Source organism: Streptomyces sp. NPDC001568, from assembly GCF_042893755.1.
GTDB lineage: Bacteria > Actinomycetota > Actinomycetes > Streptomycetales > Streptomycetaceae > Streptomyces.
Map to the genome: position 1 here is coordinate 167,505 of NZ_JBIAVF010000001.1, position 25,772 is coordinate 193,276.

The 25,772-nt window shown below is 73.2% G+C and carries 25 protein-coding genes; 17 read left to right on the forward strand and 8 right to left on the reverse strand.

Annotation, left to right across the window (positions count from 1 at the left end; genetic code table 11):
- Window positions 1–168: 168 nt before the first annotated feature.
- Window positions 169–849, reverse strand: coding sequence for a hypothetical protein (locus ACFY0I_RS00815; protein ID WP_388888250.1), 681 nt, complete (start codon window positions 847–849; stop codon window positions 169–171).
- 248 nt (window positions 850–1,097) lie between these two features.
- On the opposite strand from ACFY0I_RS00815, the gene purN reads away from it, so the two are divergent.
- Complete coding sequence (purN, locus tag ACFY0I_RS00820; RefSeq protein WP_388888252.1) at window positions 1,098–1,721, forward strand: phosphoribosylglycinamide formyltransferase; 624 nt, start codon at window positions 1,098–1,100, stop codon at window positions 1,719–1,721.
- Window positions 1,718–3,346, forward strand: coding sequence for a bifunctional phosphoribosylaminoimidazolecarboxamide formyltransferase/IMP cyclohydrolase (gene purH, locus ACFY0I_RS00825; protein WP_388888254.1), 1,629 nt, complete (start codon window positions 1,718–1,720; stop codon window positions 3,344–3,346). Before purN ends, purH begins: the two co-directional genes overlap by 4 nt.
- 70 nt (window positions 3,347–3,416) lie before the next feature.
- Here purH and ACFY0I_RS00830 read toward each other — a convergent pair whose 3' ends face one another.
- Complete coding sequence (locus ACFY0I_RS00830) at window positions 3,417–4,004, reverse strand: hypothetical protein (protein ID WP_388888256.1); 588 nt, start codon at window positions 4,002–4,004, stop codon at window positions 3,417–3,419.
- Between the two features lie 246 nt (window positions 4,005–4,250).
- On the opposite strand from ACFY0I_RS00830, the gene ACFY0I_RS00835 reads away from it, so the two are divergent.
- Both ACFY0I_RS00835 and ACFY0I_RS00840 read left to right on the forward strand, forming a co-directional pair.
- Window positions 4,251–5,111, forward strand: a complete 861-nt coding sequence (locus ACFY0I_RS00835; RefSeq protein WP_388888259.1) for a bifunctional methylenetetrahydrofolate dehydrogenase/methenyltetrahydrofolate cyclohydrolase — start codon at window positions 4,251–4,253, stop codon at window positions 5,109–5,111.
- Entirely contained in the window at window positions 5,101–5,751 is a 651-nt protein-coding gene (locus ACFY0I_RS00840; protein WP_388888262.1) for a DUF3017 domain-containing protein, read from the forward strand. Before ACFY0I_RS00835 ends, ACFY0I_RS00840 begins: the two co-directional genes overlap by 11 nt.
- Before the next feature lie 63 nt (window positions 5,752–5,814).
- Here the strand turns inward: ACFY0I_RS00840 and ACFY0I_RS00845 are convergent, their stop codons facing one another.
- Window positions 5,815–6,726, reverse strand: coding sequence for a LysR family transcriptional regulator (locus ACFY0I_RS00845; RefSeq protein ID WP_388888264.1), 912 nt, complete (start codon window positions 6,724–6,726; stop codon window positions 5,815–5,817).
- A gap of 71 nt (window positions 6,727–6,797) precedes the next feature.
- On the opposite strand from ACFY0I_RS00845, the gene ACFY0I_RS00850 reads away from it, so the two are divergent.
- The 3 genes from ACFY0I_RS00850 (at window position 6,798) to ACFY0I_RS00860 (ending at window position 9,769) form a co-directional block, all read left to right on the forward strand.
- Window positions 6,798–7,418 (forward strand): short chain dehydrogenase, encoded by a 621-nt coding sequence (locus tag ACFY0I_RS00850; protein ID WP_388888267.1) that lies wholly within the window; start codon window positions 6,798–6,800, stop codon window positions 7,416–7,418.
- 260 nt (window positions 7,419–7,678) lie between these two features.
- Window positions 7,679–8,668, forward strand: a complete 990-nt coding sequence (locus ACFY0I_RS00855; RefSeq protein ID WP_388888269.1) for a malate dehydrogenase — start codon at window positions 7,679–7,681, stop codon at window positions 8,666–8,668.
- 126 nt (window positions 8,669–8,794) lie between these two features.
- Window positions 8,795–9,769, forward strand: a complete 975-nt coding sequence (locus tag ACFY0I_RS00860; protein ID WP_388888272.1) for a hypothetical protein — start codon at window positions 8,795–8,797, stop codon at window positions 9,767–9,769.
- A 25-nt stretch (window positions 9,770–9,794) separates the two neighbouring features.
- On the opposite strand, the gene ACFY0I_RS00865 is transcribed toward ACFY0I_RS00860, so the two are convergent.
- Entirely contained in the window at window positions 9,795–10,301 is a 507-nt protein-coding gene (locus tag ACFY0I_RS00865; protein WP_388888274.1) for a carboxymuconolactone decarboxylase family protein, read from the reverse strand.
- A gap of 46 nt (window positions 10,302–10,347) precedes the next feature.
- On the opposite strand from ACFY0I_RS00865, the gene ACFY0I_RS00870 reads away from it, so the two are divergent.
- The gene (locus ACFY0I_RS00870) at window positions 10,348–11,751 is read left to right on the forward strand and encodes a PLP-dependent aminotransferase family protein (RefSeq protein WP_388888276.1); all 1,404 of its coding nucleotides are present in this window, start codon (window positions 10,348–10,350) and stop codon (window positions 11,749–11,751) included.
- 22 nt (window positions 11,752–11,773) lie between these two features.
- On the opposite strand, the gene ACFY0I_RS00875 is transcribed toward ACFY0I_RS00870, so the two are convergent.
- Both ACFY0I_RS00875 and ACFY0I_RS00880 read right to left on the reverse strand, forming a co-directional pair.
- On the reverse strand, window positions 11,774–12,124 hold the full coding sequence (locus tag ACFY0I_RS00875) for a hypothetical protein (protein ID WP_388888278.1): 351 nt from the start codon (window positions 12,122–12,124) through the stop codon (window positions 11,774–11,776).
- 381 nt (window positions 12,125–12,505) lie between these two features.
- Entirely contained in the window at window positions 12,506–13,390 is an 885-nt protein-coding gene (locus ACFY0I_RS00880; protein ID WP_388889270.1) for a hypothetical protein, read from the reverse strand.
- A 139-nt stretch (window positions 13,391–13,529) separates the two neighbouring features.
- Between ACFY0I_RS00880 and ACFY0I_RS00885 the strand changes: the two genes are divergently transcribed.
- Entirely contained in the window at window positions 13,530–13,832 is a 303-nt protein-coding gene (locus ACFY0I_RS00885; protein ID WP_388888281.1) for a hypothetical protein, read from the forward strand.
- A 4-nt stretch (window positions 13,833–13,836) separates the two neighbouring features.
- A complete protein-coding gene (locus ACFY0I_RS00890; RefSeq protein WP_388888284.1) occupies window positions 13,837–15,039 on the forward strand; it encodes a glutathionylspermidine synthase family protein in 1,203 nt (400 codons plus the stop codon).
- 39 nt (window positions 15,040–15,078) lie between these two features.
- On the opposite strand, the gene rocD is transcribed toward ACFY0I_RS00890, so the two are convergent.
- Window positions 15,079–16,284 (reverse strand): ornithine--oxo-acid transaminase, encoded by a 1,206-nt coding sequence (rocD, locus tag ACFY0I_RS00895; protein WP_388888287.1) that lies wholly within the window; start codon window positions 16,282–16,284, stop codon window positions 15,079–15,081.
- 237 nt (window positions 16,285–16,521) lie between these two features.
- Here rocD and glyA point away from each other — a divergent pair, with 237 nt between their 5' ends.
- The 4 genes from glyA (at window position 16,522) to ACFY0I_RS00915 (ending at window position 20,941) form a co-directional block, all read left to right on the forward strand.
- The gene (gene glyA, locus ACFY0I_RS00900; RefSeq protein ID WP_388888290.1) at window positions 16,522–17,790 is read left to right on the forward strand and encodes a serine hydroxymethyltransferase; all 1,269 of its coding nucleotides are present in this window, start codon (window positions 16,522–16,524) and stop codon (window positions 17,788–17,790) included.
- Between the two features lie 290 nt (window positions 17,791–18,080).
- A complete protein-coding gene (gene trpS, locus ACFY0I_RS00905; RefSeq protein WP_388888293.1) occupies window positions 18,081–19,094 on the forward strand; it encodes a tryptophan--tRNA ligase in 1,014 nt (337 codons plus the stop codon).
- Window positions 19,095–19,233: 139 nt separating this feature from the next.
- The gene (locus ACFY0I_RS00910) at window positions 19,234–19,830 is read left to right on the forward strand and encodes a 2'-5' RNA ligase family protein (RefSeq protein WP_388888295.1); all 597 of its coding nucleotides are present in this window, start codon (window positions 19,234–19,236) and stop codon (window positions 19,828–19,830) included.
- 157 nt (window positions 19,831–19,987) lie between these two features.
- Window positions 19,988–20,941: a YihY/virulence factor BrkB family protein gene (locus ACFY0I_RS00915; RefSeq protein WP_388888297.1), complete on the forward strand. Its 954-nt coding sequence runs from the start codon at window positions 19,988–19,990 to the stop codon at window positions 20,939–20,941.
- Between the two features lie 198 nt (window positions 20,942–21,139).
- Here the strand turns inward: ACFY0I_RS00915 and ACFY0I_RS00920 are convergent, their stop codons facing one another.
- Entirely contained in the window at window positions 21,140–22,408 is a 1,269-nt protein-coding gene (locus ACFY0I_RS00920) for a D-alanyl-D-alanine carboxypeptidase family protein (protein WP_388888300.1), read from the reverse strand.
- A gap of 121 nt (window positions 22,409–22,529) precedes the next feature.
- Between ACFY0I_RS00920 and ACFY0I_RS00925 the strand changes: the two genes are divergently transcribed.
- From ACFY0I_RS00925 to ACFY0I_RS00935, 3 genes are all read left to right on the forward strand, one after another.
- Window positions 22,530–22,775, forward strand: a complete 246-nt coding sequence (locus ACFY0I_RS00925) for an SCO4848 family membrane protein (RefSeq protein ID WP_388888303.1) — start codon at window positions 22,530–22,532, stop codon at window positions 22,773–22,775.
- Window positions 22,772–24,079: a metallophosphoesterase gene (locus tag ACFY0I_RS00930; RefSeq protein ID WP_388888305.1), complete on the forward strand. Its 1,308-nt coding sequence runs from the start codon at window positions 22,772–22,774 to the stop codon at window positions 24,077–24,079. The genes ACFY0I_RS00925 and ACFY0I_RS00930 overlap by 4 nt, the downstream gene beginning before the upstream one ends.
- Before the next feature lie 99 nt (window positions 24,080–24,178).
- On the forward strand, window positions 24,179–25,735 hold the full coding sequence (locus ACFY0I_RS00935; RefSeq protein ID WP_388888308.1) for an ABC transporter substrate-binding protein: 1,557 nt from the start codon (window positions 24,179–24,181) through the stop codon (window positions 25,733–25,735).
- Window positions 25,736–25,772: the final 37 nt, after the last annotated feature.

Consider the following 25,772-nt stretch of genomic DNA (forward strand, 5'->3'; position numbering starts at 1 on the left):
GGGCCCCCCGGGGGGGCGGGGCCCCCCGCCCCGGGGGGGGGGGGGGGCCCTCGCCGGGGGGGGGGCCCCCCCGGGGGGGGTGCCGCCCCGCCCCCCCCCCGGGGGGGCCCGCCCCCGGGGGGGCCCCCCCGCCGGCGCGTGTACCGGGTGGGTCCGTGGTGGTCCGCGTCAGCGCTGGACCTTCAGGATGTCGCCCACCACGTTGTCCGGGAGCAGCGTGTTGCACTGGAGTTCCGCCGTGCGCGTCAGGGCGTCGTCGCGGCAGACGTAGAAGTCCTTGTACGCGATCTGCAGCGCGTACGAGCTCGCCGCCAGCAGCAGCGCCAGTGAGGCCGTCACCAGGCCGCTGACGGCGGCCGCCCGCTGCGGGCGGGCAGCCGGGCCCAGGGCGGCGAGGCGGTCGGGCTTCGCCGCGGCGCGGTCGGGCTTCGCCGCGGCGCGGTCGGGCTTCGCCGCGGCGCCGGAGACGTCCGCGGCGGTCGCCCCGGACGCGGGCGCGGGCCCGCCCCGGAGCGCGCTGATGCCCCAGTACATGGCCAGCGCGCCGAGCAGCAGTCCCATCGAGGGGATGCCGAAGATGCCGAAGAAGAAGCCCCACATGCCCGCCAGCAGCGCGTACCGCGCCCGGCGCTGCACGGGGTCCATCGGGTCCCAACGCGCGGGACCGCCACCCCCCTCGGGGGCGCCGCCCGGGCCGCCGCCGGGCCCCTGACCCGGGCCGGGGCCCTGGCCGGGACCTTGGCCCGGATCGCCGCCGCGCGGCTTCCACGGCTGGTCGGGCCGGCCCTCGGGGGGAGCCGCGAAGGGGTTGTCGTCGGTCGAGGAGTCGGGCTGACGGCGGTCCGGCATCGAGTGCGTTACTTCCCCTGTGTCGTGGACGCGGTACGTGCCGCGTGCGGCGGCGCGCTCCGCGGCGTGCGCGGCTTGTATGCAGACGCTACCGCCCGCCCGTCCCCCCGTCCCTCGGGGGCGGTCGGGTGTGCAGGTATCGTTGCAGGCGGTCGGTGGCTTCGTACGGTTGCCCATGAGTCGGCACGTCGTAGTTTCGTACGACCACACAAGACCAACAACGGCATTCCCGTAAGAAAGGGCCTCCCATGCCCGCCTCCCGCCTGGTCGTGCTGGTCTCCGGCTCCGGCACCAACCTCCAGGCCCTGCTCGACGCCATCGAAGCCCACCCCGGCGGAGCCGAGGGCTTCGGCGCCGAGGTCGTCGCCGTCGGCGCGGACCGCGAGAACATCGCCGGCCTGGAACGGGCGGAGAAGGCCGGGATCCCCACCTTCGTGTGCCCCGTCAAGGCCTACGGCAGCCGTGCGGAGTGGGACGTCGCGCTCACCGACGCGACCGCCGCCCACGCCCCGGACCTCGTCGTCTCCGCCGGGTTCATGAAGATCGTGGGCAAGAGCTTCATCGACCGCTTCGGCGGCCGGTTCATCAACACCCACCCCGCCCTCCTCCCCGCCTTCCCCGGCGCGCACGGCGTTCGGGACGCCCTCGCCTACGGCGCGAAGGTCACCGGCTGCACGGTCCACTTCGTGGACGGCGGCGTGGACACCGGGCCGATCATCGCCCAGGGTGTCGTGGAGATCGGGGACGCGGAGGACGAAGCCGCTCTGCACGAGCGGATCAAGGAAGTCGAGCGTCAGCTGCTCGTCGACGTCGTGGGGCGCCTGGCCCGGCACGGCTATCGCATTGAGGGACGAAAGGTAACAATCCAGTGACCGCCGCAGAGCGCGTAGAGCCCGCAGCAAGCGCGAACAACAACGAACCGACCACGACCCAGCGGCCGATCCGTCGTGCGCTCGTCAGCGTCTACGACAAGACGGGACTGGAAGAGCTGGCCCGCGGCCTGCACGAGGCGGGCGTCTCGCTCGTCTCCACCGGCTCCACCGCCGCGAAGATCGCCGCGGCCGGGGTGCCCGTCACCAAGGTCGAGGAGCTCACCGGCTTCCCCGAGTGCCTCGACGGACGCGTCAAGACCCTGCACCCGCGCGTGCACGCCGGCATCCTCGCCGACCTGCGCCTGGAGGACCACCGCAACCAGCTCGCCGAGCTGGGCGTCGAGCCCTTCGACCTGGTCGTCGTCAACCTCTACCCCTTCCTCGCGACCGTCCAGTCGGGCGCCACGCCGGACGAGTGCGTGGAGCAGATCGACATCGGCGGCCCCTCGATGGTCCGCGCCGCGGCCAAGAACCACCCGTCGGTCGCCGTCGTCACCAGCCCGGCCCGCTACGCCGACGTCCTCGACGCGGCGAAGAACGGCGGCTTCGACCTGACCGCCCGCAAGCGGCTCGCGGCGGAGGCCTTCCAGCACACCGCCGCCTACGACGTGGCCGTGGCCTCGTGGTTCACGAACGCGTACGCGCCCGAGTCCGAGGACGCGGCGCTGCCCGAGTTCCTCGCCGGCGCCTGGGAGCGCAAGTCGACCCTGCGGTACGGCGAGAACCCGCACCAGGCCGCCGCGATCTACACGGACGGTCAGCCGGGCGGGCTCGCCAACGCCGAGCAGCTGCACGGCAAGGAGATGTCCTTCAACAACTACGTCGACACGGAGGCCGCCCGCCGGGCCGCCCACGACCACGACGAGCCCTGCGTCGCGATCATCAAGCACGCCAACCCGTGCGGGATCGCCGTGGGCACCGACGTGGCCGAGGCCCACCGCAAGGCGCACGCCTGCGACCCGCTGTCGGCGTTCGGCGGCGTCATCGCCGTGAACCGCCCGGTGACCGTCGAGCTGGCCGAGCAGATCGCGGAGATCTTCACCGAGGTCGTCGCCGCGCCCGCCTACGAGGACGGCGCCGTCGAGATCCTCGCGAAGAAGAAGAACATCCGCGTCCTGAAGGTGGACGGCACCCCGCACCAGCCGGGCGACCTCAAGCCGATCAGCGGCGGCGTGCTGCTCCAGCAGTCGGACACGTTTGAAAAGGGAAGGGGCCAGGCCGAGGGCGACGACCCGGCGAACTGGACGCTGGCCACCGGTGACGCCCTGTCCGCCGAGGAACTGGCCGGTCTGGCCTTCGCGTGGAAGGCCTGCCGGGCCGTCAAGTCGAACGCGATCCTGCTCGCCAAGGACGGCGCCTCGGTCGGCGTCGGCATGGGCCAGGTCAACCGCGTGGACTCGGCGAAGCTGGCCGTCGAGCGGGCGGGCGCCGAGCGCGCGCGGGGCTCGTACGCCGCCTCCGACGCGTTCTTCCCGTTCCCGGACGGGCTGGAGATCCTGACCGCCGCCGGCATCAAGGCCGTCGTCCAGCCGGGTGGTTCCGTGCGCGACGAGCAGGTGATCGAGGCCGCGAAGAAGGCCGGCGTGACCATGTACTTCACCGGGACCCGCCACTTCTTCCACTGATCCCGGACCCGTCGCAACACGAAGGCCGCGCCCCGCACTGCGGGACGCGGCCTTCGCCGTTGAGCGGGGATCAGCGCTGGCGGTTGAACCAGGCCGCGCCGTCCGACTTCGCCACGAAGACGATGATCAGGATGGCCAGGATGGTGTGGAGCAGGCCGATTCCGACGAACGGCCAGATGCCGGCGACGGCCGTGACCGACGCGAAGACGATGGTCGTCACGCGGATGCCGTTGCCGCCCTTGCCGAACTTGGCACCGAGGACGATCGCGAGGACGCCCCAGGCCAGGATCAGCACGGCGAACGCGTACAGCGCCCCGGTCGGGAAGTCCTGGAGCTGCTCGAACTGCGCGTCGGCTTTGAGCGTCGGGTCGTCCTTGAGCTTCTGGACGGCCGCACCGGCGAGCACGAAGATGGCGGCGCCGATGATCTGGAGCGTGGCGATCACGAACAGCAGCACGCGGGAGGCGGTCACACCACCGGGCATCGTGAGCGGTGCGCCCGGGTAGCCGCCGGGGCCGGCCGGGGCGCCCTGCGGGTAGCCGTAGCCGGCCTGCGCGGGGACGCCCTGGGGGGCCTGCTGCGGGTAGCCGTAGCCGGGCTGGCCCTGCGGGGCCTGGGGCTGCTGTCCGTACGGGTTGTTCGGGTCGCCGAAGCTCATCTTTGGGTGTTCCTCCGTGGAAGTGCGGGGACGCACGGCAACACGCGCGGAGGAACTCTGCAACTTGCGGTCCGCCCCCCGGCACTGCCCGCGGCACTCTGGTTGTTGCATCGTCGTCGGGCCGACGGTTGCTTGTCCAGCCGGTTGCCGCGGGGCCCCTTACTTGTTGTGCAAGTGCAATCAACGGGGGACCTCGTCGAGCACCTTGACTGGAACCGGGGCCACTCCATCCGGGAGGATGGCGACATGACCGCCCAGATTCTCGATGGCAAGGCCACCGCAGCCGCGATCAAGTCCGAACTGACCGCCCGGGTGGCGGCGCTGAAGGACCGGGGCATCACCCCCGGCCTCGGCACGCTGCTCGTCGGCGACGACCCGGGCAGCCGCTGGTACGTCAACGGAAAGCACAAGGACTGCGCCGAGGTGGGCATCGCCTCGATCCAGCGCGAACTGCCCGCCACCGCCTCCCAGGAGGACATCGAGGAGGTCGTGCGCGAGCTCAACGCCAATCCCGACTGCACGGGTTACATCGTCCAACTGCCGCTCCCCAAGGGCATCGACACCAACCGCGTCCTGGAACTGATGGACCCCACCAAGGACGCGGACGGCCTGCACCCCATGTCGCTCGGCCGGCTGGTGCTCAACGAGCCGGGCCCGCTGCCCTGCACCCCGTACGGCATCGTCGAGCTGCTGCGCCACCACGACGTGGGCATCAACGGCGCGCACGTGGTCGTCCTGGGCCGCGGCATCACCGTCGGCCGGTCCATCGGCCTGCTGCTCACCCGCAAGTCCGAGAACGCCACCGTGACCCTGTGCCACACCGGTACGCGCGACCTCTCCGGGCTGCTGCGCCAGGCGGACATCATCGTCGCGGCGGCGGGCGTGCCGCACCTGGTCAAGCCGGAGGACGTGAAGCCGGGCGCGGCGGTGCTCGACGTGGGCGTCAGCCGCGACGAGAACGGCAAGATCGTCGGGGACGTCCACCCGGGCGTCGCCGCGGTGGCGGGCTGGATCTCCCCCAACCCGGGCGGCGTCGGCCCGATGACCCGCGCGCAGCTGCTGGTGAACGTGGTCGAGGCGGCGGAACGGATCACCAGTGCGGGCTGAGCAGGACGCGGACGGCGGCCCGGCCGCCGGGAGGACGTCGGAGCCGGCAGGTCCGGGCGCGGGCCCGGACCCGAACGCTCCGGCGGGTACGGGTACGGGTACGGGTACGGGTGCCGGTACGGAAGCGGACGCGGGCGTGGACGCCGGCCCGGAGTCGGCGGTCGGGGCAGGGGAGCCGGAGCCCGAGGAGGCCGGCGCCGAAGGGGCCGACGGCCCCGTCCCGTCGGACCGGGCACGGGCCGGCGCGGCGGCGGCGAGGTCGCGTCGCTTTCCCGCCGTCACCCAGGACACGGCCCGCCCCGAGGGCGGCGGCCGGGCCATTCCCGGAGCCGTGTCCACGCCCGCCCGGCAGTGGCCGATGCTCGGCGTCCTCGCCGCGACCGCGGTGGGGCTGCTGCTGACGGCGACGGGTCGTCCCCGCGCGGGCTGTCTGGCGATCGGCATCGCCCTGATCGCGGCGGCCGTGATGCGGCGCGCGTTGCCCTCGGTGGGCATGCTCGCGGTGCGCTCCCGCTTCACGGACATGGTCACGTACGGGTTGCTGGGCGTGGCGATCACGCTGCTCGCGATGGTCATCGAGCCCCAACCGTGGCTGACGATCCCGTTCCTGGAGACCGCGGTCCGCTTCACCGTCCGCTGAGCGGGCCGGGGGGCCGGGGTCCGGGGTCGACGGGCGCTCCGGCCCGCCCCGCCGGCCGGCTCGTCAGCGTCGCGCGGCCGGGCTCCGGTCGGCGACGAGGGTTGTCAGGGCGGTGAGGGCCGTCGCGATGGCCGGACGGGTTTCCGTGCCCGCCCTGACCTGCGCCTCCAGGCTCCGGCCCCGGCCCGGCAGCTCCACCACCGCGGTGCCGGGCGGCGGTGCGTCGCACAGCAGCTTCGGCAGGATCGACACGGCCCGACCGCTGTCGACCAGCCACAGCCCGGCCCGCAGGTCCGCGCACTCGTGCGCGATGCGCGGGGTGAAGCCGGCGTTGCGGCAGGCGTGCACGAGCATCTCCCGGCAACTGCTCGGGGCGGGCGCCGAGACCCAGTCGGCCTCCCGGAGCGCCGCGAGCCCGTCCCGCCCGTACGCGGGGAGCAGCTCCCGGGGCACCGCGAGGCAGAGCGGGTCGTCGAAGAGCGGCAGCGCGGTGGTGCCGCTCGCGGGCGGGGCGCCGAGCAGCGGGTACGCGTAGGTGATCGCGAGGTCCAGGCGGCGCTGCCGGAGCAGGGGCAGCGCGTCCTCCGGGTCGGCCTGCACGATGCGCGGCCGCAGTCCGGGGTGGCGCACGGCGAGGGCGGCGACGAGCGGGGCAGCGACCGTGGCCAGCGCGCTCGGGGCGCAGCCGACGAGGAGTTCCCCGACCGGCCCGTCGTCCAGGGCCCGTACCGCTCCTTCGGCGCGTTCCAGGGCCGCGAGCACCGGCTCGCAGGCGGCGGCCAACGCGCTTCCGGCCGGGGTGAGCCGCAGGCCGCGGCCCTCGCGTTCGACGAGGGTCGCGCCGGCCTCGGCCTCCAGCGCGCGCAGTTGCTGGGAGACGGCGGAGGGGGTGACCCGGTGCAGGTCGGCGACGACGGTCACCTTCCCGTGTTCCGCCAGGTCCCTGAGGATGACCATCCGCTTCACATCAAGCATGAGTTCAGCTTAATGGTTGGTGTAGGCGAGGTAGCTGGACTTCACGGTCCGGATGCGGGGATCCTCGTCGCATGAACACCGTGAACCACTTGAGGGTGCTCCTGATCGGGGCGAACGGAACGCTCGGCCGCGCGGTGCGCACCGCGCTGCGCGAGCGCGGCCACGAGGTCGTGACGGCCTCCCGCACGGGCGCCGACGTCCACGTCGACATCACCGACCAGGACTCCGTCCGGGCGATGTACGACGCGGTCGGGTCCGTGGACGCCGTGGCCTGCGCGGCGGGCAGCGTGCCGTGGCGACCGCTGGGCGAGCTGACCGCCCAGGACGTGCGCGCCGGGCTGGAGGGCAAGGCCGTCAGCCAGATCGAGCTGGTCCGTCAGGGCGCCCCGCGGCTGCCCGCGCACGCCTCGTACACGCTGATCACCGGGATCCTGGCCCGCGAGCCCCTGCTGACGGGCTCGGTCGCCTCGCTCGTCAACGGCGCGGTCGAGGCCTTCGTCCGGGCCGCCGCGATCGAGCTCCCCGGCCGCCAGCGGATCAACGCGGTCAGCCCGACCGTCTTCACGGAGGCCATGGACGCCTACGGGGACACCTTCGCCGGCTTCGACCCGGTCCCGGTCGCCCGCGCGGCGAACGCCTACGTCAGGTCCGTGGAGGGGCACCGGACGGGCGAGGTCTTCCGCGTGGAATAGCCCCGCGACCGCCACCCGCGGTGGCTCGCGACCGCCTCCCGCAAAGGCCCGCGACCGCCCTTCCCGGCGGCCCCGGACGCGACGCGTGTGCCGTGGACCACAGGGGTCCGGGGGTTGGGGGCCCCGCGGGTCGGATAGCCTGACGGCGGATGTCTCTTCACGTCAAGATTCACAGGCTGCGAAGCGGCGTCCGCCCCGCACCCGGGGTCCAGCACATGGGGCAGGGACGCCCCACCGCCAGCTGTCTAACGGAGAAGGCCATGACCCGCACTCCCGTGAATGTCACCGTGACCGGCGCCGCCGGCCAGATCGGCTACGCGCTGCTCTTCCGCATCGCCTCCGGCCACCTGCTCGGCGCGGACGTGCCGGTCAAGCTCCGCCTCCTGGAGATCCCCCAGGGCATGAAGGCCGCCGAGGGCACCGCCATGGAGCTCGACGACTGCGCCTTCCCGCTGCTCAAGGGCATCGACATCTTCGACGACCCGAACCAGGGCTTCGCCGGCGCCAACGTCGCGCTGCTCGTGGGCGCCCGCCCGCGCACCAAGGGCATGGAGCGCGGTGACCTGCTCTCCGCCAACGGCGGCATCTTCAAGCCGCAGGGCGCCGCGATCAACGCGCACGCCGCGGACGACATCAAGGTCCTGGTCGTGGGCAACCCGGCCAACACCAACGCGCTCATCGCGCAGGCCGCCGCTCCGGACGTACCGGCCGAGCGCTTCACCGCGATGACCCGTCTGGACCACAACCGGGCGATCTCGCAGCTCGCGAAGAAGACCGGCGCGGACGTCACCGACATCAAGCGCCTCACCATCTGGGGCAACCACTCGGCGACCCAGTACCCGGACATCTTCCACGCGGAGATCGCCGGCAAGAACGCCGCCGAGGTCGTCGGCGACGAGCAGTGGCTGGCCGACACCTTCATCCCGACCGTCGCCAAGCGCGGCGCCGCGATCATCGAGGCCCGTGGCGCGTCCTCGGCCGCCTCGGCCGCCAACGCCGCCATCGACCACGTGCACACCTGGGTCAACGGCACCGCCGCGGGCGACTGGACCTCGATGGGCATCCCGTCGGACGGCTCCTACGGCGTCCCGAAGGGCATCATCTCCTCCTTCCCCGTCACCACCAAGGACGGCAAGTACGAGATCGTCCAGGGCCTGGACATCAACGAGTTCTCCCGTGCGCGCATCGACGCGTCCGTGGCGGAGCTCGTCGAGGAGCGCGACGCGGTCCGCGAGCTCGGCCTGATCTGATCCGCCCGTCCGGCTCGCCCGGACGGACGATCCCCTTGAACGTCGAGCGCCCCGGCCAAACCTGGCCGGGGCGCTTTGGCGTGAATTCGGCTGTCGGGTGCACCGGGCGGAAAATAGGGTCGCCCGGTGAGCGAGGACGAGCGGGACCCGCAGTCGCAGCGGTGGGACTGGGGGCCGCGGCCCGCCGAACCCCCGCACCCGGGGCTGCCGCCCGTGCCGCCGGCGGGGGACGACTTCCCGTACCCGGCGCCGCCCTCCGGGCTTCCGCTGCCGCCCCTGCCGCAGCACGTGGCCTGGGCCCCGGAGCCGCCCGTGGTCGTCGCGCTGCCGCCGCGGGCCCGCCCGGCGTCGAGGGCGCGGGGTCCGTTGCTGGTCGGTGCGCTGGCCGTGCTGCTCGGCGGGGCCTTCGTGGCGGGTTGGTTCGTCCTGACCGGGCAGGGGGAGCCCCGGAACACGGCGGGCCCGGGCCCGGCCGTCTCGCTGACCACCTCCGGGGAGCCGTCGACGGTCCCGACGGGCGCCGCGCCCACGCGCAGCGCGCTCCCGAGCGCGGAGCGGAGTACGGAGCCGAGCACGGAGCGGAGTACGGACGCGACGCCCGGCCCGGTCCCGAGCACGGGTGCCGGTACGGGCGCGAGCGCCGGCCCGTCCGGGGGCGCCGGCGCCGCCGGTTACACGGTGGTGCGCGACGGCGCGGGCTTCTCGGTCGCCGTCCCCGACGGCTGGCGGCGCAGTCTCGACGAGAGCGGCAGCGGATCCTTCTACCGGCTGCCCGGCGACCGCAGCGCGCTGCTCCAGGTCTTCCGGGTCTCCGAGTCCGCCTCGACGACCGAGTGCGAGCTGCTGCGGATGTCCTCCCGGACGCTGGGCGCGAACCCCGGCTACCGGCAGGTCTCCATCGAGCCGGTCGCCGGTGGCGCCTGCGAGCTGGTCTACGAGTACGACAGCGAGGAGAGCGGCAGCCGCCGCCGGGGCGTGGAGCGGATCGTCACCACGCCGGACGGCGGCCGGTGGGCGCTGCTGGCGGCCGGCCCGGCCGCGGCCGGCGAGACCGTACGGGCCCACCTGACGGCGGCCGTGGAGTCGTTCCGCCCGCGGTGACCGGCCGCCCGGGCCCGACCCGCCCTCAGCCCTGCTTGTACTGGCCCGGGGTGTAGTGCCCGGGGGTGCTGCGGGTGGTGACGCCGATCCGGTTCCAGACGTTGATCGTCGCGATCACGGCGATCAGCTGGGCCAGTTCCGCCTCCTCGAACTGCGCGGCGGCCCGCGCGTACACCTCGTCGGGCACGAAACCGTCCGTCAGGACGGTGACGGCCTCGGTCAGTTCGATCGCCGCCAGCTCCCTCTCCGTGTAGAAGTGCCGTGACTCCTCCCAGGCGCTGAGCTGCACGACGCGCTCGACGCTCTCCCCCGCCGCGAGGGCGTCCTTGGTGTGCATGTCGAGGCAGAACGCACAGTGGTTGACCTGCGAGGCGCGGATCTTGACCAGCTCGACGAGGGCCGGGTCCAGGCCCTTCTTCGCGGCGATCTCCAGGCTGATGACGGCCTTGTAGAACTCGGGGGCCAGCTTGGCCATCTGCATGCGGGGGGCGTGTTCGGCGGCCGGTGCGGTGGGCGCGGTGTGGTTGCTCATGCCTCCACCGTAGGGACCGGGCGGCCCGCGAGTATGGTCCATCCCCATGACGGGATCTTGGGCCACTTTCGGCGCCGACCTGCACCTGGACCTCGCGGCCGGACGGGGCCTGCGCGCCGCGCTCACCGAGGCGCTGCGGGAGGCCGCGCGCAGCGGGCGGCTCGCGCCCGGCACCCGGCTGCCGTCCTCCCGGTCCTTCGCGGCCGACCTCGGGATCGCCCGCAACACGGTCGCCGAGGCGTACGCGGAACTCGTCGCCGAGGGCTGGCTGACGGCCCGGCAGGGCTCCGGCACCCGGGTCGCGGAGCGGGCCCGGCCGCGCCGGGCGGCCGCCGCCGCGCGGACCCGGCACCCCGCGCGCAGGGGGCCCGCGTACAGCCTGCTGCCCGGCTCGCCGGACCTGGGCGCCTTCCCCCGCATGGCCTGGGCGGCGGCGGCCCGGCGGGCGCTGACCGACGCCCCCAACGAGGCCTTCGGCTACGCGACGGACGCCCGCGGCCGGGTCGAGCTGCGCGAGGCGCTCGCCGGCTACCTGGCGCGGGCGCGCGGGGTGTACGCGGACCCGGACCGGATCGTGCTGTGCGCGGGCTTCGCCCACGCACTGATGCTGCTGGGCCGGGTGCTGCGGGAGCGGCGGGTCCGGGAGGTGGCGGTGGAGGGCTACGGTCTGGACGTCCACCGCGACCTGCTCACGGGCGCCGGCCTCACGACCCGCCCGCTGTGGCTGGACGGGGACGGGGCCCGCACCACGGACCTGGCCGGCTTCGGCCCCCGCACCGGCGCGGTGCTGCTCACCCCCGCGCACCAGTTCCCGACGGGCGCGGCCCTCACCCCCGGCCGGCGGGCGGCGGCGGTGGACTGGGCGCGCACCGGCGGCGGCCTGATCCTGGAGGACGACTACGACGGGGAGTTCCGCTACGACCGCCAGCCCGTCGGCGCCCTCCAGGGCCTGGACCCGGACCGGGTGGTCTACCTGGGCACGGCGAGCAAGTCCCTGTCCCCGGCGCTGCGGATGGGCTGGATGGTGGTCCCGCCCGACCTGCTGGACGAGGTACTGGCGGCCAAGGGCCGCACCGACTGGACCTCCAGCGCCCTGGAGCAGCTGACGTTGGCGCGGTTCATCGGCTCGGGGGCCTACGACCGCCACGTGCGCGGCATGCGGCTGCGCTACCGGCGCCGCCGGGACGAGCTGGTGGCGGCCCTGGCCGGGAAGGTGCCCGTGTCCGGCATCGCGGCGGGGCTGCACGCGGTGCTGGACCTGCCGGCGGGCGCGGAACGCTCGCTGGTGCAGGCCGCTGCCTGGCAGGACCTGGCCCTGGAGGGCCTCGCGCGCTACCGGCACCCGGACTCGGACCTGCCCGTGCGGGACGCCCTGGTGGTGGGGTACGGCACTCCGTCCGACAGCGCCTGGGCCCCGGCCCTCGCCGCCCTGTTGGCGGCCCTGCCCTGACCGGTCGCCGGCCGGCCGGGGCTCAGTGGATGACGCTGAAGCTGCGCCAGGGCAGGCTCTCGGGGGCGGTGACGTTCGAGAGGGTGGTGGCGATGTAGCTGCCGCCCTCCGCCTCCAGCTTCTTGCAGTCCGGCGTCCGGTACAGCACGACGTCGACGAGGGTGTTGTTCTCGACGTGGGTGGCGCCCGCCGGCACGTTGATCCGGTGGCAGCCCTTGACCGGGGTGTTGGTGTAGGTCACTTCGGCCGGGGAGTCGTGGCCGCGGAAGGTGAGGGTGCCGACCGTGCTCCGGCCGAGGCCCGAGCAGGCGGTGGCGGTGAGCAGCAGCGCGGCCGCCCCGGTGATGACGCCGATGCGCCGGAGGTGGGACATGGCACGGTCCTCGTCTGTGCGGTGATGGCTGTCCTTGCCCGCAGCCTGCACCGACCGGGCGCGGGCGGCATCCGTTGCGCGGCCGGCCGGATGAACGGGGCCGGGAAGCCGCCCGCCGTCCCGCCCGCCGTTCCGCCCGCCGTCCCGCCCCGCAGCGCCGCCCGCGGCGCCGGCCGCCGCGGGCATCAGCCGGCGGTGGGGTCGGTCCGGGCGAAGAAGCGGCCGGCGAGGTCGACGCCGATGACCGCTCCGCTCGCGTCGCGCGTGAACCAGCCGCGCTGCCCCCCGAGGCCGCCGCTGGTCAGGACGTACTCGTCGGCGTCGCCGGGGAGCAGGCCGAGACCGGCCGGTGGGAGGTCGGGGGGCTTGAACCAAGTGAAATCAGGAGTCCCGGGTCGGTGCGCCGGCCCCCGGCCCCGAATCCGCCCCCGGCCCCGGCTCAGCCCCCGCCCCCGACTCCGGTTCCCCGAACCGGGAGAGGGCGAGCGAGCCCGCCACCGCCACCGCGAAACCGAGGATCGCCAGCCAGGTCAGCCCCTCCCGGGTCCGGTCGCCCAGCCAGATCACCCCCACCAGCGCCGGGCCGACCGTCTCGCCCAGCACCAGCCCGGCCGTCGCCGCCGTCACCGAGCCGCGTTGCAGGGCCGAGGTGAGCAGCAGGAACCCCGCGGCCCCGCCCAGCAGCAGCGCGTACAGCGCCGGGTTCGCGAACTCGCGCGGCGTGAGGGAGTCGATCAGCCGGACCGCCACCTCCACGACCCCGAAGCCCGTCCCCGCCGCCAGGCCCAACACCAGCGCGCGCGGTCCGTCCGGCAGTCGGCCCGCCGCCGCTCCCACCAGCAGCACCAGCGCCGCCGCGGCGAGCAGCCCGAACCCCAGCGCCGTCGACCCGGTGCCCGAACCCTCCGCCCCCGAGGCCAGGCCCAGCATCAGCAGCCCCGCGCACACCACGGCCACCGCGCCCCACTCGCGCCCCGACAGCCGTACGTGCAGCAGTCGCGCCGCCACCACCGCCGTCACCGCCAGGCTGGACGCCATCGCCGCGCCCACCGCGTAGATCGGGAGGTGCCGCAGGGCCACGATCTGGAGCACGAAGCCGGCCCCGTCGAGCCCGAGTCCGACCAGATAGCGCCATTGCCGGACCGCCCGCAGGAACAGCGCGGCGTCCACGCCGGACCCCGTCCCCGGCTCCGTCGCCCGGGCGGCCACCGCCTGGAGCACCGACGCCGTACCGAAGCAGATCGCCGCACCCAGTGCGCAAATCATCCCAATCAGCACGAAGCGACTGTAGGTCACGACCGTGACAAGGGTGTGACGGCGGCCGGATTCCATCCCCGCGTGCCCCCGCTCTACGCTGTCGGACAGCCGTCGGCAGTACACGTCACACAGGGGGAGCGAAATTCACATGGACACCAGCAACACCACCCGGCGCCGGATGCGGTCGGGAGCGGTCGCCCTGGGCGGCATGGGTCTGCTCGCCGCCACCCTCGTGGCCTGCGGAAGCAGCGACGAGCCCGACAAGCGCTGCGCGTCCCGCACCACGCTGAACCACCTGAACAGCAAGGACTGCAAGAGCGGCGGCACCGGCGCGTACTACTACGGCGGCTACGTCAGCGCCGGCAAGGTGACCGGCGGCAGTTTCGACAAGTCGGCCGTCACCCGCGGCGGCATCGGCGGCCACAGCAGCTCCGGCTCCAGCGGCGGCTGAGCCCGTGGAACGCCACACCATCGAACCCCGCCCCGACTGGCAGAAGACCGTCGAGGAGCAGGGCCTGATCTACCCCCTCACCCGCTTCCCGGACGACTCCCTGCGCCCCTACTGGGACGAGAGCGCGTACTACTCCTTCACGCTCCCGGAGGTCGAGGCGCTGGAGGGGGTCGTCGAGGAACTGCACGCGATGTGCCTGGCCGCCGCCGCGCACATCGTCGAGCAGGACCGCTTCGCGGACCTCGGGCTCACCGACCCGAAGCTGATCGCGCTCATCATCGAGTCGTGGCGGCGGCGCGCCGATCAGCCTTCCCTCTACGGCCGGTTCGACCTGCGCTACGACGGCTCCGGCAGCCCCGCCAAGCTGCTGGAGTACAACGCGGACACCCCCACCTCCCTGGTGGAGGCGGCGAGCCCGCAGTGGTTCTGGATGGAGGAGCGCTTCCCGGGCGCCGACCAGTGGAACTCCCTCCACGAGCGGCTCGTCGACGCCTGGCGCCGACAGGCCGAACTGCTGCCGCCCGGCCCGCTGCACTTCGCGCACTCCGAGACGGACGAGCTGGGCGAGGACCTGATGACGGTCGCCTACCTCCAGGAGACCGCCGAGCAGGCCGGACTCGACACGCACGCCCTGTCGGTGGAGCAGATCGGCTGGGACAGCCTGTCGGGCCGCTTCGTGGACGAGAAGCTCCGGTTCATCCGCAGCTGTTTCAAGCTCTACCCGTGGGAGTGGCTGGCCACCGACGAGTTCGGCCCGCAGGTGCTCGGCACCTACGACCACGGCGGCGGCTCCGGGAGCACCGCCTGGATCGAGCCGGTGTGGAAGATGCTGCTCGCCAACAAGGCGCTCCTGGCCGTCCTGTGGGAGCTGTTCCCGGAGCATCCGAACCTGCTCCCCGCCTACCTCGACGGCCCGCGCGAGCTCGCCGACGCGGGCGGGCCCGGCTACGTGGCCAAGCCGTTGCTGGGCCGCGAGGGCGCCGGCGTCACGCTGCACGAGGCGGGCGGGGAGGGTGAGCCGTTCGTCCCGACCGAGGGGGAGACGTACGTCTTCCAGGCGCTGGCACCGCTGCCCGACTTCGACGGCAACCGCGTCGTGCTCGGCGCGTGGGTGGTCGAGGAGGAGGCGGCGGGGCTCGGCATCCGGGAATCGGCGGGGCCGGTCACGGACGAGTACGCCCGCTTCCTGCCCCACGTCATCCTCTGACCGGTCGGCGGGCGTCCGGCCCGCCGACCGGTCGCCCGGTCAGCCGGCGAGGACGGACCTGAGCTGGTCCAGCCCCCAGTCCAGGTCCTCCTTGGAGATCACCAGCGGCGGCGCGATGCGGATGGTGGAGCCGTGGGTGTCCTTCACCAGGACCCCCAGTTCCATCAGCCGCTCGGAGATCTCCCGGCCCGTCCCGTGGGCCGGGTCGATGTCCACGCCGGCCCACAGCCCGCGTCCCCGTACGGCGGTCACCGCGCCGCCGCCGACCAGCAGGTTCAGCTCCCGGTGCAGGTGGTCGCCGAGTTCGGCGGCGCGCTGCTGGTACTCGCCCGAGCGCAGCATCGCGACCACCTCCAGGGCGACCGCGCAGGCGAGCGGGTTCCCGCCGAAGGTGGACCCGTGCTCGCCGGGCCGGAACACCCCGAGGACGTCCCGGTCGGCCACCACCGCCGACACCGGTACGACGCCGCCGCCGAGCGCCTTGCCCAGGACGTACACGTCGGGGACGACCCCCTCGTGGTCGCAGGCGAAGGTCTTCCCGGTCCGGCCGAGGCCCGACTGGATCTCGTCCGCGATGAACAGCACGTTCCGCTCGCGCGTCAGTTCCCGTACGCCCGGCAGGTATCCGGCGGGCGGCACCAGGACGCCGGCCTCGCCCTGGACGGGCTCCAGCAGTACGGCGACGGTGTTCTCGGTGACCGCGTTCGCCAGCGCCGTGAGGTCCCCGTACGGGACGATCTCGAAGCCCGGCGTGTAGGGGCCGAAGTGGTCGCGGGCCTCGTGGTCGGTGGAGAAGGACACGATGGTGGTCGTGCGGCCGTGGAAGTTGTCGGCGGCGACCACGATCTTGGCGTGGCCGTCCGGCACGCCCTTGACCTCGTAGCCCCACTTGCGGGCGGTCTTCACCGCCGTCTCCACGGCCTCGGCGCCCGTGTTCATCGGCAGGACCATGTCCTTGCCGCACAGCGCCGCCAGCTCCGTACAGAAGTCGGCGAAGCGGTCGTGGTGGAAGGCGCGGGAGGTCAGGGTGACCCGCTCCAGCTGGGCGCGGGCGGCGTCGATCAGCCGGCGGTTGCCGTGACCGAAGTTGAGCGCCGAGTATCCGGCGAGCATGTCGAGGTACCTGCGGCCCTCCACGTCGGTCATCCAGGCGCCCTCCGCCGACGCGACGACGATGGGCAGGGGGTGGTAGTTGTGCGCGCTGTGCGCGTCGGCGGAGCGGATGGCATCAGCAGTAGTCGACACGGGGTCTCCGATCGTCCGTCAGGGCCTGTGACGAGGGTGGCGTCACTGTCCATCCTCGCTCGCGGACCGGACGGAGAAACCTTTCTCGTGGCGCGCCCGCTAAGGTGGGCGCTACGCACGGCGACTGGCGCACGGAGAACGGACTCCGGGGGAGTCGTGCGCGCACGACCGCAGACAGGGCCGCTCGCCTGGGCCTCGCGGGGACGAGTTGTCGACATCGACCCCGGAGGAGCCGCCATGAACGCGCGCCGCCACCCCGCCCTCTTCTCGACCGACCCCGAACTGGCGTCCTTCGTCGAGGCGGAGGAAGTGCTGCAGGCCGAGACCCTGCGCCTGATCCCCAGTGAGAACTACGTGTCCGCCGCCGTGCTCGAAGCCTCCGGCACCGTGCTCCAGAACAAGTACAGCGAGGGCTACCCGGGCCGCCGCTACTACGAGGGCCAGCAGAACATCGACCGCGTCGAGGCCCTGGCCGTCGAGCGGGCGAAGGGCCTGTTCGGGGTGGACCACGCCAACGTGCAGCCGTACTCCGGCTCCCCGGCGAACCTGGCCGTCTACCTGGCGTTCGCGAAGCCCGGCGACACGGTCATGGGCATGGCCCTGCCGATGGGCGGGCACCTCACCCACGGCTGGGGCGTCTCGGCGACGGGCTCCTGGTTCCGGGGCGTGCAGTACGGCGTCTCCGCGCGGACCGGCCGGATCGACTACGACGCGGTGCGCGAGCTGGCCCTCGCCGAACGCCCGAAGATCATCTTCTGTGGCGGTACGGCCCTGCCGCGCACGATCGACTTCGAGGCCTTCGCCTCGATCGCCGAGGAGGCGGGCGCCGTCCTCGTCGCCGACGTCGCCCACATCGCCGGCCTGATCGCGGGCGGGGCGCACCCGTCCCCGGCGGCGCACGTCGACGTGATCTCGACGACCACCCACAAGACCCTGCGCGGCCCGCGCGGCGCGATGCTGATGTGCCGCGAGGAGCACGCCAAGGCCATCGACAAGGCGGTCTTCCCGGGCCTCCAGGGCGGCCCGCACAACCAGACGACCGCGGGCATCGCGGTGGCCCTGCACGAGGCGGCCCAGCCGTCGTTCACCGCGTACGCCCACGCGGTGGTGGCCAACGCGAAGGCGCTGGCCGCCGAACTGTCGGCCCGGGGCTTCGACCTGGTGTCCGGCGGTACGGACAACCACCTGATCCTCATGGACCTGACCTCGCGCGGGGTCCCCGGCAAGGTCGCCGCCAAGGCGCTGGACCGCGCGGGCATCGTGGTCAACTACAACACCGTCCCGTTCGACACGCGCAAGCCCTTCGACCCGTCCGGCATCCGCATCGGCACCCCGTCGCTGACCTCGCGCGGCCTGACGGCGGAGCACATGCCGCTGGTCGCGGACTGGATCTCCCGGTCGGTCGACGCCGCCGCGAAGGGGGACGAGGCGGCCCTCGCCGCGATCCGCGCGGAGGTCACGGACCTGATGGCGGCCTTCCCGGCGCCGGGCCTGCCGCTCGCCTGACCCGCCCGGCGCCCCGACCGCCCGGCGCCCTTCCGTCCCGTTCCCCGTCGGGGAACGGGACGGAACCGAAAGCGGTCGCTCGGCCGGTGGGGGAGCGCCGCACCGGGGGCGCAAAAGCGGTCGCTCGGCCGAGGCGGTATCCGGCCGCCCCGCTACCGCCCGGTACGCGGGCGGGTCCCGCCGCACGTCGGGGCCGGCGCGCGGCGGCCGTGGCCGGCGCGCCGCCGCGGCGCACCGGTTCCGGCCGGCGCGGGGCCGGAGCGCGCCCCCGCACCTGAGAGAATGTGGCCATGGCTTCTGATCGTCCTCGCGCGCTCTCCGGTATCCAGCCCACCTCCGGTTCGTTCCACCTCGGGAACTACCTCGGAGCCATCCGTCAGTACGTCGCCCTGCAGGAGACGCACGACGCCTTCTACATGGTGGTCGACCTCCACGCGATCACCATGCCGCAGGATCCGAAGGACCTCCGCGCGAACACCCGCCTCTCCGTCGCCCAGCTCCTCGCGGCCGGCCTGGACCCCGAGCGCTGCACGCTCTTCGTCCAGAGCCACGTGCCCGAGCACGCCCAGCTCGGCTGGGTCATGAACTGCATCACCGGGTTCGGCGAGGCAAGCCGGATGACGCAGTTCAAGGACAAGTCCGCCAAGGGCGGCGTCAACAACGCGACCGTCGGCCTGTTCACGTACCCGATCCTCCAGGTCGCCGACATCCTGCTCTACCAGGCGAACGCCGTCCCGGTCGGCGAGGACCAGCGCCAGCACATCGAGCTGACCCGCGACCTCGCCGAGCGCTTCAACTCCCGCTTCGGCCCGACCTTCACGCTGCCCGCCGCGCACATCGTCAAGGAGGTCGCGAAGATCTACGACCTCCAGGACCCGGCGATCAAGATGTCGAAGTCGGCGTCGTCCCCCAAGGGACTGGTCAACCTCCTCGACGAGCCCAAGGTCACCGAGAAGAAGATCAAGAGCGCGGTCACGGACACCGAGGCGGAGATCCGTTTCGACGCCGTGGAGAAGCCCGGCGTCAGCAACCTGCTCACCATCTACTCCACCCTCACGGGCGAGAGCATCCCCGATCTGGAGACCCGCTACGAGGGCAAGGGGTACGGCGCGCTGAAGACCGATCTGGCCGGCGTGATGGTCGATTTCGTCACACCCTTCAAGCAGCGCACCCAGGAGTACCTGGACGACCCGGAGACCCTGGATTCCCTGCTGGCCAAGGGTGCGGAGAAGGCCCGGGCGGTCGCCGCGGAGACCCTGGCGCAGACGTACGACCGCCTCGGTTTCCTGCCCGCGAAGCACTGACGGACCGACGCCCCTGGCGGTAGGGGGGGTGCTGCCGCCACACTGGCGGCAGCACCGCTCGACCGGCGGTGCCGCACCGCCCCGACCGGCGGCCGCACCGTTACGCCACCGCGCACACAGACACACGGAGGAGACAGACGTGGGGACCGCAACGCTCGGCGTTTCGATCGCGGTCCCGGAGCCGTACGGCAGCCGACTCCAGGAGCTGCGCGCGGGCTTCGGGGACGTCGCCGCGCACGGCATTCCCACGCACGTCACCCTCGTACCGCCCACCGAGGTGGACACGGACCGGCTGCCGCAGATCCGGGCCCACCTGGCCGAGGTCGCGCTGTCCTTCCGTCCCTTCGCGATGCGACTGGCCGGGACGGGAACCTTCCGTCCCCTCTCGCCGGTCGTCTTCGTCAAGCTCGCCGAGGGCGCCGCGGGCTGCACCCGCCTCCAGGGATGCGTCCGGGACCCCGAGGGGCCCATCAGCCGCGAGCTGGCCTTCCCGTACCACCCGCACGTCACGGTCGCCCACGGGATCTCCGAGGAGGCGATGGACCGGGCCCACTCCGAGCTCGCCGACTACGCCGCCGAGTGGCTGTGCGAGGGCTTCGCGCTCTACGAGCAGGGCTCGGACGGGGTCTGGCGCAAGCTGCGCGAGTATCCGTTCGGCACGGGCCCGACGGGCATCCCCGCACAGTCCGGGTCACCCGCCGGCGCGGCCGCCGAGGCGACGGGCCGTCGCTCCTGACGCAGCGGTCGCAGGGCCTGGACGGTGCGGAACCTGACGCTGCGCAGGACCAGGACGTGGAACGGACGGGCCGTCGGGAAAAAAGTCACAATCGACGACCGTAGTCCCCGAAACCGGCAATCCCCGCTATTTCCGGCAGCTCATTTACGGTGGCCCCATGGACTGGCTGACGAAACTCCCGGTGATCGGGCCCCTGGTGTCCGCCGCCATGCGGACGCACGCGTGGCGTTCCTACGAACGGCTCGACCGCGTGCACTGGACCCGGCTCGCGGCGGCCATCACCTTCATCAGTTTCCTCGCGCTCTTCCCGCTGATCACGGTGGCCGCCGCCGTCGGCGCCGGCCTGCTCAGCCAGGAACAGCTCGACCGGCTCCAGAAGAACCTCTCCGACCAGGTTCCCGGCATCTCCGACCAGCTCGACATCAACGGCCTCGTCGCGAACGCCGGCACGGTCGGCCTCGTCGCCGCCGCCCTGCTGCTGTTCACCGGCATCGGCTGGGTCGGCTCGATGCGGGACTGCCTGCGCGCCGTGTGGGACAAGGACGACGAGGACCAGGGCAACCCCGTCGCCCGCAAGGGCAAGGACGCCCTCGTCCTCCTCGGCCTCGGCGGCGCGGGCCTGGCCTCCGCCGCGGCCTCCATCATCGGATCCAGCGCGGTCGGCAAGTCCGGCGAGGCGCTCGGCCTGTCCTCCGGGGGCGCGGGCGGCGTGCTGCTGCGCACCGCCGCCTTCCTCGTGGGCGTGGTGGCGGCCTTCCTGCTGCTGCTCTACGTCCTGACCCTGCTGCCCGGCGTCGAACCCCCGCGCGCCCGGCTGCTCCAGGCGGCCCTGATCGGCGCCGCCGGCTTCGAGCTGCTGAAGCTGCTGCTCAGCGGCTACATCCGGGAGGTCGCCGGCAAGAGCATGTACGGGGCCTTCGGCGTACCGATCGCCCTGCTGCTGTGGATCAACTTCATGGCCAAGCTGCTGCTCTTCTGCGCCGCGTGGACCGCGACCCGCGACGACGAGGCCGAGGCGGGGGCCGGGGCCGGGGCCGAGGACGAAGCCGGGGACGGCGACGAGGACCCGGAGCCGGTTCCGGAATCCGGCCCGACGCCGCGGACGGCCTGACCGCCCGCCCGTTGCTGGGCGGCGCGCCCGCCCGTACCGGCGCCTGACCGTCCGAGTGCTCGGCGGCCCGGCCGCCTGATCGTTCGAGCCTGGTCGTCCGCCCGTCCGCCCGTCCGCCCGTCCGCCCGACCGCCCGGGCTCCCGCCGAAGGCCCGACCGCCCCGGCCGCCCGAGCCCGTCCCCCCGCCCGGCCAGGGCTCAGGCGCCCTGGCCGCCGCTCGGGCTTCCCGGGCCCCGCCGGCCGCGCGGCCAGCGCCGGTTCACCACGAAGGCCCCGCCCGCCAGGACGGCCAGCACCCCGCCCGCGATGCCCATCGCCGTACCGATGCCGCTGCTGCCCGAGTCGTCGCCGCCCGCGGAGGGGTTGTTCTCGTGGGACTGGGCGGGGGAGCCGTGCGACTTGGTGTCCGCGCTCTTCGGCGGCACCAGCTCGCCGACCGGCCTGACCTTCCCGACGGCCGCGAAGCCCCAGTCGAAGAGCGCGGCCGTCTCCTCGTAGACCGAGTTGGCCCCGCCCGTGTCCGGGTTCATCACCGTGACCAGCAGCTTCTTCGACCCCTGCTGGGCGGCTCCGGTGAAGGTCGAGCCCGCCATGGTGGTGTTGCCGTTCTTCACCCCGGCGATGCCCTTGTACGGGCTGATGCCGCCGGCGCCCGTCATCAGCCGGTTGCTGTTCTGGATCTCGAAGAACTCGCGGGGCTTGCCGCCCTCCTGCCGGCCGGGGAACTGCGCCGTCACCGTGCCGCAGTACTCCCGGAAGTCCTGCTTCTGCAGGCCGGAGCGGGCGATGAGGGTGAGGTCGTAGGCGCTCGACACCTGTTCCGGGGCGTCGTACCCGTCGGGCGACACCACGTGGGTGTCCAGCGCCTGGAGCTCCTCGGCGTGCGCCTGCATGTCCTTGACGGTCTTGTCGATTCCGCCGTTCATGGCCGAAAGTACGTGCACCGCGTCGTTGCCCGACTTCAGGAAGACCCCGAGCCACAGGTCGTGGACCGTGTACTCGTGCTCCTCCTTCACCCCGACGAGGCTGCTGCCCGGCCCGACCTCGGACATCTCCTCGTCGGTGACCTTGTGCACCTGGTCCTTGGGCAGGCTCGGCAGCACCGTGTCGGCGAACAGCATCTTCATCGTCGAGGCCGGCGGCAGCCGCCAGTGCGCGTTGTGGGCCGCCAGCACCTCGCCGGTCTCGGCGTCCGCCACGATCCAGGACCGCCCGGTGAGGTTCGCCGGCAGGGCGGGCGCGCCGGGCAGCAGGTTCACCTGGGTGCCGGGCTGGCCGAGCGATGCCCCGCCGACGGTGGACATCGACGCGGGGGGCGCGGGAGCGGCCTTGGCCCTGGGCGGCTGCCCCTTGCCGTCCGCGGCCGGCGGCGCCGGCTCCGGGGCGGCGTGGGCGGGGGCGGCCAGCATCGCGGGAACCAGTAGCGCGGCGGATAGGACCGTCAGCGCGGTCTTCTTGGCAGACACGCAGGTGAAAGTACATCCTGATGGACTGTCTGCCGTCGTGGACCGGCCAACCCGCCGCAACCACCGCCGGGACAGCCCACCCCGGCGCGTCCGTCCTGGGTACCGAACCGATACTGGGGTCATGAAACTCAGCCGAACCTCCTCCTGGTTCCTGCTCGCCTTCGGAGTGTGGAGCTGGTTCATCTGGATTTCCTTCGTCCGGAACCTGTGGAAGAACGGCAGCGGCCTGTCCTTCGACACGGCCGGCGACCCGACGGGGTACTTCTGGGTCCACCTTCTCCTTGCGGTGGCTTCCTTTCTCCTGGGGACGGCCGTTGGTGTGATCGGGTTGCGTAGCGTGATGGCTCTGCGTCGGGAATCAAGATGACCGTATTTGTCTTTGTGCTGATCGTCCTGGCGGTTCTCACGCTGCTGGCGTTCGTCCACCGCTGGCTCTGGATCCGGCTGGTCCGCGACACGACGCGCGCGGGCGGCCCGGTCCGCCGCGCGGGCACCGTCGCGGCCTTCGTCCTGCCCGTGCTGGCGGTCGCGGCCCTCACGGCCGGCCGCGCGGGCGCGCCGTTCTGGCTCCAGCGGCTGGTCGCCTGGCCGGGCTTCATGTGGTTGGCGGTGCTGCTCTACCTGACGATGGCCATGCTGGTGGCCGAGGTGGTCCGCCGCGTCTGGCTGCGCCGCCCGGCGCGTACGCCGGAGCCGGCCGCCGGCGTGCCGGAGCGGATGCCGGAGCCCCTGGTCCGCGAGGACGCGGCCCCGGCCGACACCGGCGCCGCCGGCTGCGGACCGGGTGACGTGGCCACGGCCCCGGCGCCGGTCAGCGGAGGCGCTCCGGGCGAGGGCGCCGACGGGGTCACCCGACGGCTGTTCGTGTCGCGGGCGCTCGGCGGCGCGGCCCTGGTGGCCACCGCCGCCACCGTCGGCACCGGCACGTACGGGGTGCTCCGAGGCCCGCGCGTGAAGCGGGTCCAGGTGCCGCTGGCCCGGCTGCCCCGGGCCGCGCACGGCTTCCGCATCGCCGTCGTCAGCGACGTCCACCTCGGCGCCGTCCTCGGCCGGGCCCACGCCCAGCGGATCGTCGACACCGTCAACCGCACGCAGCCCGACCTGATCGCGATCGTCGGGGACCTCGTCGACGGCGACGTCGAGGACCTCGGCCCCGCCGCGGAACCGCTGCGCGGGCTCACCTCCCGGCACGGCACCTTCTTCGTCACCGGCAACCACGAGTACTTCTCCGGCGCCCAGCAGTGGGTCGACCACGTCCGCGAGCTCGGCCTGACCCCGCTGGAGAACGCCCGCCGCGAACTGCCGTACTTCGACCTCGCGGGGGTCAACGACATCGCCGGCGAGACCGAGGGCCACGGCCCGGACTTCGGGGCGGCGCTCGGCGACCGCGACCGCTCCCGTACCTCGGTGCTCCTCGCGCACCAGCCGATCGTGATCGACGACGCCGTCCGGCACGGGGTGGACCTCCAGTTGTCCGGCCACACCCACGGCGGGCAGCTCTGGCCCGGCAAGTACCTCGCCGAGCTGGCCAACCCCACCGTCGCGGGCCTGGAGCGCTACGGCGACACCCAGCTGTACGTGTCCCGCGGCGCGGGCGCCTGGGGGCCGCCGGTCCGGGTCGGGGCGCCGTCCGACATCACCGTCGTCGAACTCGCCTCATACCAGGCCTGACCAGGGCCGACCGGGGCATCGCGACCCTTCCGCCGGCTGATCTTCCGTGATTGGGTGACCGATAGTCGGATACCTAGTTCGAATAGCGGGGTTCAGGGGATGCGGTCTGTCCGCACGAAGATCATCGCGGCGGGTCTGGTCCTGGCCGCCGCGGGCGTCGGCGGGTGGCAGCTGCTGCCCACCGGGGACGACGGCAGGAGGGTGATCCGGGTCGGGACGAGCGACGTCGTCTCGGCGCTCGACCCGGCGGGCGCCTACGACGCCGGCTCCTGGGCCCTGTTCAGCAACGTCTACCAGTCGCTGCTGACCATCAAGGCGGGCTCCGACATCCCCGTCCCGGACGCCGCGTCCTCCTGCAAGTTCGTCGGGCAGAAGCTGACGACCTACCAGTGCGAGCTCCGCCCGGACCTGAAGTTCCCGGGCGGCCGGGCGGTCACGGCCGAGGACGTGAAGTTCTCCTTCGACCGGATCAAGCAGATCAACTCCGAGCAGGGGCCGGCCCCGCTGTTCAACACGCTGGCGTCGGTGAGCGCGGAGGGCGGCACGGTCACCTTCAACCTGTCCGCCCGCGACGCCACCTTCCCGTTCAAGATCGCGACGGGCGCGGCCTCGATCGTCGACAAGGAGAAGTACCCGGCCAAGGCGCTCCGCAAGGGCGACGCGGTCGACGGCACCGGCCCCTACACCCTCGGCGCGTACGAGCCCGGCGCGAGCGCCGAGCTGAAGCCGAACCCGGCGTACAGGGGGCAGGGCAGGCCCGCGCGGGCGAACGTCACCGTCCGGTACTTCAAGGACTCCACCGACCTCGACAAGGCCTGGCGGGAGCGCAAGGTCGAGGTCGCGCACCGCGACATGCCGCCCGAGGTCCTCGCGGGACTGAACCCGGGCCTGAAGGACACCCGCTACCAGGCCTCCGGCGGTACGGAGACCCGCAACCTGGTCTTCGACGTCCGTCCGGGCGCCGCGGCCGAGAAGCCGGCCGTCCGCCAGGCCGTGGCGGCCGTACTGGACCGCTCGAAGATCTCCGGGGGCGTGTACAAGGGCACCGTCACCCCGCTGTACTCCCTCGTCCCGGCGGGCATCGCGGCGCACAGCACGCCCTTCTTCGACGCCTACCCCTCGCCCAACGGGACGCTCGCCCGCAAGCTCCTCAAGGACGCCGGGATCACCGCCGCCGTCCCGCTGACGCTGGGCGTCAACACGCGCGGCGCGAACGTGGCCGAGGCGACGGAGATCAAGCGGCAGCTGGAGTCCACGGGCCTCTTCCAGGTGACCGTCAAGCCCGTCGAGGCGTGGGCCGACTTCCAGAAGGGCTACGCGGCGGGGGAGTACGACGCCTACACGATCGGCTGGATCGCCGACTTCCCGGACGCCGACAACTTCCTCGCCCCGCTGGTCGGCGCGGGGTCCAGCATGAACAACGGCTACTCCGACAAGACCGTCGACGACCTCATCACCCGTACCCAGTCCCACTCGGACCGCGCGGGGGCCGCCGCCGACTTCCGCGAGCTCCAGAAGGTCGTCGCCCAGCAGGTTCCGATGCTGCCGATCTGGCAGAAGAAGGACTACGTCCTGTCCCGCGAAGCCGTCGCCGGCGCGCAGTACCTCTCCGACGGCACGGGCGTGTGGCGCCTGTGGGAGCTGAACTGGCTCTGACGGGCCCGGGTCGCGACCGGCCCCGAACCGTGCCCGC